The sequence below is a fragment of the Parasphingopyxis sp. genome, from assembly GCF_052168275.1.
Taxonomy (GTDB): Bacteria; Pseudomonadota; Alphaproteobacteria; order Sphingomonadales; family Sphingomonadaceae; genus Parasphingopyxis.
The window spans coordinates 1-5,189 of sequence record NZ_JBQLZM010000112.1 but is presented as its reverse complement, the minus strand read 5'-3'; the positions used below and the strand labels follow the sequence as shown (position 1 = coordinate 5,189).

Annotated in this window: 5 protein-coding genes; 4 read left to right on the top strand and 1 reads right to left on the bottom strand. The window is 66.8% G+C overall.

The features are described 5' to 3' along the window. The 3 genes from ACTS1X_RS09950 to ACTS1X_RS09940 all read left to right on the top strand — a co-directional run. The coding region (locus ACTS1X_RS09950) for a penicillin-binding protein 1A (RefSeq protein ID WP_442614236.1) at positions 1–2,321 on the top strand (2,321 nt) is incomplete at its 5' end. 184 nt (positions 2,322–2,505) lie between these two features. Further along, a complete protein-coding gene (prfB, locus tag ACTS1X_RS09945) occupies positions 2,506–3,633 on the top strand; it encodes a peptide chain release factor 2 (RefSeq protein WP_442614235.1) in 1,128 nt (375 codons plus the stop codon). Further along, positions 3,633–4,325: a class I SAM-dependent methyltransferase gene (locus tag ACTS1X_RS09940; RefSeq protein ID WP_442614234.1), complete on the top strand. Its 693-nt coding sequence runs from the start codon at positions 3,633–3,635 to the stop codon at positions 4,323–4,325. Before prfB ends, ACTS1X_RS09940 begins: the two co-directional genes overlap by 1 nt. A gap of 10 nt (positions 4,326–4,335) precedes the next feature. On the opposite strand, the gene ACTS1X_RS09935 is transcribed toward ACTS1X_RS09940, so the two are convergent. Next, positions 4,336–4,725, bottom strand: coding sequence for a JAB domain-containing protein (locus ACTS1X_RS09935; protein WP_442614233.1), 390 nt, complete (start codon positions 4,723–4,725; stop codon positions 4,336–4,338). A gap of 198 nt (positions 4,726–4,923) precedes the next feature. On the opposite strand from ACTS1X_RS09935, the gene thyA reads away from it, so the two are divergent. Beyond that, on the top strand, positions 4,924–5,189 hold a 266-nt coding region (thyA, locus tag ACTS1X_RS09930), incomplete at its 3' end, for a thymidylate synthase (protein WP_442614232.1).

Sequence of the window (5,189 nt, the reverse complement as noted above, 5' to 3'; positions counted from 1 at the left end):
CGCTTCCGACGTTCGTGCGCGACGTGAACGGCGAACCGATCCAGAGCTTCGCGCGCGAGCGCCGCGTCGAGCTCGCGTTCGAGGAATTCCCGCCGCAGCTCATCCGCGCCTTTCTCGCCGCCGAAGACGCTTCCTTCTTCACCCATGGCGGACTCGACTATCCGGGGCTCGCGGCCGCGGTTTTCGACTATGTGACCAAGATCGGCTCCGGCGAGCGGGCGCGCGGCGGTTCGACCATCACCCAGCAGGTCGCCAAGAACCTGTTGCTGACCGACGAATATTCGATCACCCGCAAGATCCGGGAGGCGATCCTCGCCACCCGCATCGAGAGCGCGCTGACCAAGCAGCGCATCCTCGAACTCTATCTCAACCAGATTTTCCTCGGCCGGAACGCCTATGGCGTGCAGGCGGCCTCGCGCGCTTATTTCAACAAGGACGTCGCCGATCTCGAAATCCACGAGGCGGCCTTCCTGGCCGGCCTTCCGCAGGCCCCGTCGCGCTACAATCCGTCGACCAATCCCGAGGCCGCGATGGCGCGGCGCAACCTCGTGCTGCGCCTGATGCGCGAAAATGACTGGGTGGACGAGGCGACCTATGAAGCGGCGCTCGCGCGGCCGCTGGGCGTCACCCGCACCTCGCAGTCGGTCACCGACAATGTCGGCGGCTATTTCATGGAGGAAGTCCGCCGGATCCTGATCGACAGCTTCGGCGACGATGCGGAAGACGGCCCCTATGGCGTCTATTCCGGCGGCCTGTGGGTGCGCACCTCCTACGATCCCGACATGCAGACCAGCGCGCAAAACGCGCTGCGCGCCGGCCTGTTGCGCTTCGACCGCGGGCGCCCCTGGGCGGGCCCGGTGGCGACGATCCCGATGGACGACGGCGAGTGGCGCTCGCGCCTCGCCAGCGCCAATCTGGCGGTGGACTACGAAGACTGGCGCGTCGCGGTCGTGCTCTCGAAGGACGGCAACGCCGCGCAGATCGGTTTTTCCGACGGAGAAACGGCCACGCTGCCGCGATCGCTGGCCTCCGTCGCGCGATCGGGCGGCGGCACCGCTTTTTCGACGATACAGCCCGGGGACATCATCACCGTGCGGCCGTCCGGCGGCAATTATGCGCTGGCCAAGGTGCCCGACGTCTCGGGCGGCATGGTCGTCGAGGATGTCCAGACCGGCCGCGTCTACGCGATGCAGGGCGGCTTCAGCTCACGGCTCGAAGCGTTCAACCGGGCGACCCAGGCCGAGCGGCAGCCGGGATCGAGCATCAAGCCCTTCGTCTACGCGGCCGTGCTCGAGAACGGGATGACGCCGGCTTCGATCATCGTCGACGGGGCGTTCTGCGTCTATCAGGGCGCCGCGCTCGGCCGCAAATGCTTCCGCAACTCGGGCGGCGGCGTCGCCGGCCCGCAGACCTTGCGCTGGGGCCTCGAACAGTCGCGCAACCTGATGACGGTGCGCGCCGCGTCCGAAACCGGCATGGAGAATGTCGTCGAACTGATCAGCAATGCCGGGATCGGCGAGCACGAGCCCTTCCTCTCGACGGCGCTGGGCGCGGGCGACACCACGGTGCTGCGCCTCGTCAACGCCTATGGCATGCTCGCCAATCACGGCCGCGATGTCGGCCCCTCGCTGATCGACTATGTCCAGAACCGCCGGGGCGAGGTGATCTACCCGGCCAACTGGCGCGCCTGCGAAGGCTGCAACGCCCGTGACTGGGACGGTGGCCGGATGCCGCGCCCGCCCATCCCGGGCCGCCAGGTCGTCGACGCGATGACCGCCTTCCAGCTGGTCCACATCCTGGAGGGCGTCATCCAGCGCGGCACGGCGACGCTGCTGCGCGATCTCAACCGGCCGATTTTCGGCAAGACCGGAACGACGACCGGCCCGACCAACGTCTGGTTCGTCGGCGGCACGCCGAACATCGTGGCCGGCGTGTACATGGGCTATGACCGCCAGGCGCGCAGCCTCGGTTTCGGCGCGGGCGGCACGCTCGCCGCGCCGATCTTCCGCCAGTTCATGGCCGAGGTGATGGAAGGCGAACCCGTGGTTCCCTTCGCGGCGCCGCGCGGTATCCGCATGGTCCGCATCGACCGGCGCAGCGGCCGCCGCGTCTTCGGCGGCTGGCCGAGCAACGATCCGCGCGGGGCGATCATCTGGGAAGCCTTCCGGCCCGACAGCGAGCCGACCCGGACGATCCGCCGCGATGTCGTCGCCCGCCGGCCGGTCCGCGCGGTCCTTCCCGAGGGCGAGCAGAACACGGTCGAGGTCGACGCGCCCACGAACGACAGCGAATTCCTGCAATCGGAGGGCGGGATCTACTGATCCGCCCGGTCGGGACCGCTCCGGCCAGGATATCGTGAACAGGTCCCGCCGCTTCCCGTCGGGAGAGGCGATCCGCCCGGCGAAACGCCAACTATATCGCCGGATCGGCAAACTGCCATTTACTATTGGGTTCGAGCGGCTATTTCGTGTCCCCGCACATCCCCCGAGCCGGAGCAGACCGACCATGCGCGCCGAAGCGCAAGCCCATATCGACCAGATCAACCAGGCCGTGGACCTGCTGCGCCGCTTTCTCGACTGGGATGTCGCGAAGGAGCGGCTCGATGCGCTCAACGCCCAGGTCGAGGATCCGACGCTGTGGGACGATCCCAAGGCCGCGCGCGAGGTGATGCGCGAGCGCGGACGCCTGGAAAGCGCGATCGCCGCCGTCCGCAAGATCAGCCAGGAGCGCGACGACGCGGCCGAGATGATCGAGATGGCCGAGGCCGAGGGCGATGACGGGCTGGTCGACGACGCGGTCGCCGCGCTCGCCGCGCTCGCCGAACGCGCCGAACTCGACAAGACCGAAGCGCTGCTCGCCGGCGAGGCCGACGGCAACGACACCTATCTGGAAATCCATGCCGGCGCCGGCGGTACCGAGAGCCAGGACTGGGCCGAGATGCTCCAGCGCATGTATCAGCGCTGGGCCGAGCGGCGCGGCTACAAGGTCGAGATCGTCGATTATCATGCCGGCGAACAGGCGGGCGTGAAGGCGGTCACGCTGCTGCTCAAGGGCGAGAACGCCTATGGCTATGCGAAGACCGAGAGTGGGGTCCACCGGCTCGTCCGCATCTCGCCCTATGACAGCTCCGCGCGCCGCCATACGAGTTTTTCGAGCGTCTGGGTCTATCCGGTGATCGACGAGGATATCGAGATCGAGATCAACGAGAGCGATCTGCGCGTCGATACGTTCCGCGCGTCGGGCGCGGGCGGCCAGCATGTCAACACGACTGACAGCGCGGTGCGCATCACGCACGAACCGACCGGCATCGTCGTCGCCTCGCAATCGCAGCGTTCGCAGCACAAGAACCGGGCCGAGGCGATGAGCATGCTCAAGGCGCGTCTCTACGAGGCCGAACTCCGGCGGCGCGAGGAAGAGGCCAGTGCCGTCGAAGCCAGCAAGACCGATATCGGCTGGGGCAGCCAGATTCGTTCCTATGTCCTCCAGCCGTATCAGATGGTGAAGGACCTCAGGACGGGCGTGACCTCCTCCTCGCCCTCCGAAGTCCTGGACGGCGATCTCGACAAGTTCATGGCTGCGGCGCTATCGCAGCAGGTGACGGGGGAACAAGTCGAGATCGAGGATATAGACTGATGCGCGCTGCCGCATGCCTGCTCTTGATGGTCGCCGGGGGGTGCGACATTCTTGGCGGTGCCGGGGAATCGGCCTTCCCCCCGGCCGATCGTCCGGTGTCCGACATCACCGCCAGCCAGTTCTCCGACGAGGAATCGCGCGACCGGGTGAACGAGGCCGAAACCGTGATGGACATGGCCAATATCGAGGCCGGGATGACGGTCGCCGATATCGGCGCCGGCAACGGCTATTACACGATCCGCCTCGCGCCGCGCGTCGGCGATGCCGGCCGCGTGCTGGCGCAGGACGTGATCCCCGAAACCCGCGACCGGCTGGCCGAGCGCGTCACCCGCGAACGGCTCGACAATGTCAGCGTCCGGCTCGGCGAGTTCGCCGACCCGAAACTGCCGCCCGACAGCTTCGACCGGATCTTCATGGTGCACATGTATCACGAGATCGAGAGCCCCTACGAGTTCCTCTGGAACATGCGCCCGGCGCTGCGCGAGGGCGGCCGCGTCGTGGTCGTCGACGCCGACCGGCCGACCAACCGCCACGGCACCCCGCCCGATCTCCTCAACTGCGAGTTCGAGGCGGTCGGCTATCGCCGCACCGTCTATCGCGCGATGCCCAATATCGGCGGCTATTTCGCGATGTTCGAACGCGTCGGCGAGCGGCCGGAGCCGGGCGCGATCGAGCCTTGCGGGCAGGATTGACGGCGGGGCGCTAGAGCCAGCCCAATCGCCGGAAGCTGGTCGATGCACCGCTGCGCGTCAGGATCAGGTGATCGTAAACGCGGATGCCGAGCGGCCGGAGCATGTCGGCCAAGCGGCGGGTCGATTCGATATCAGTTTCGCTGGGCGTCGGATCGCCGCTCGGATGGTTGTGGGCGAGCAGGACCCTGCGGCCGTCATGGGCCAACGCATCCCCGATGATCTGCCGCAGCGGCAGGACGATCCGGTCGGGGCCGCCCCGCGCCTCGCTGATCGCGACCAGCCGGCCATCCGCGCCGAGATGCGCGATCACCGCATGCTCATGGGCGTGATGCAGGACGAGCGGCGCGAAAAACGCATTGTCGGCCTCGCAGCCAGTGATCGGCGACCCGCCCGCGGTCATTGCGCATTCCCCGGGATATGATTGGTTTCGGACCATTCTTCGGGAGGATAATTATCTCGAAATTGGATAAAAACGACATTCGATCCGATCCGGATGAAGATTGCCGGCCGACTCGGCCCGCGATCGTCGCGAACATTCACATCGGATGGAATTCTATCGCTTGGCCGCGCGGGCAGGCTCGGCCATAAGGCGCGCATCATGCAGGCCTATCTCGATCTCATGCAGCGGATTCTCGACGATGGCGTCCGCCAGGACGACCGGACGGGCGTTGGGACGCTTTCGGTGTTCGGTCACCAGATGCGGTTCGATCTGTCCAGGGGTTTTCCGCTGCTCACGACAAAGAAGCTCCATATCCGTTCGATCATTATCGAGCTGTTATGGTTTCTGCGCGGCGACACCAATATCCGCTGGCTGCAGGACCGCAAGGTAAGCATCTGGGACGAATGGGCGGACGAGAATGGCGA